The sequence below is a fragment of the Thermococcus sp. ES12 genome, assembly GCF_012027515.1.
GTDB classification, from domain to species: domain Archaea; phylum Methanobacteriota_B; class Thermococci; order Thermococcales; family Thermococcaceae; genus Thermococcus; species Thermococcus barossii.
Genome location: NZ_SNUP01000108.1, coordinates 1 through 412, shown reverse-complemented (window position 1 = coordinate 412; position 412 = coordinate 1). Strand labels below are relative to the sequence as shown.

The 412-nt window shown below is 38.3% G+C and carries 1 protein-coding gene; it reads right to left on the bottom strand.

Features of this window, described 5'->3' with window-relative positions; all coding sequences use genetic code 11:
* Positions 1-132: 132 nt before the first annotated feature.
* The coding region (locus E3E37_RS11290) for a PaaI family thioesterase (RefSeq protein ID WP_167717444.1) at positions 133-412 on the bottom strand (280 nt) is incomplete at its 5' end.

Genomic DNA, 412 nt, shown 5'->3' with positions numbered 1-412 from the left:
AGACCCATAAAGCCGAGAATAAGGCGTCTCATCATATTGGATCACGATATCGAGTTTCGATATTAATGTATAAAAAAGTTTTGAATGATGTGGCTGCTTTCCACTTTGTAATTAAAGAATGAAAAAGAAGAATCACTCAAGAATGTGCTTTTCCAAGACGTAACAGTAAAATGTTCCTTCTAGTACTTTCTCGTTGCTTTGGTTGAAAACTTCAGTGTGGACAATTTTCTTTTTGCCCAGATCCTCCACAACTTTTGCTTTGGCTAGTAGGTTATCCCCAAGCTTAACAGGTTTGGTGAATTTTACCTCTGCCTTTCCCAGTACTACCGTGGGTTCGTTAACTGCAAGCATTGCTGCATAATCTGCAAGACCAAATGTAAAACCTCCATGAATTAATCCGTACTCATCTACT